Annotated in this window: 1 protein-coding gene; it reads left to right on the top strand. The window is 47.2% G+C overall.

Annotation, left to right across the window (positions count from 1 at the left end; genetic code table 11):
- Positions 1–218, top strand: a 218-nt coding sequence (locus NE668_RS10165; protein ID WP_256196948.1) for a bifunctional ornithine acetyltransferase/N-acetylglutamate synthase, incomplete at both ends; no start/stop codon positions are given.

Genomic DNA, 218 nt, shown 5'->3' with positions numbered 1-218 from the left:
CGGGTGAAATCGGGAATCAAAATGCTGGCAGAGGCAAAGAACAGCAGCAAAGAAAAGGGAACAGAGGCAGCAAAAGCGATCATGACAACGGATACAAAGAAGAAAGAAGCGGCAGTTACCTTTGAGATCGGAGGGAAGACCGTGACGATCGGCGGGATGTCAAAGGGATCGGGAATGATTCATCCAAATATGTGTACAATGTTAGCCTTTCTGACAAC

This window comes from Veillonella parvula (assembly GCF_024461875.1).
GTDB lineage: Bacteria > Bacillota > Negativicutes > Veillonellales > Veillonellaceae > Veillonella > Veillonella parvula_I.
The sequence above is the reverse complement of the archived record's forward strand: the minus strand, read 5'-3'. Positions and strand labels throughout refer to the sequence as shown.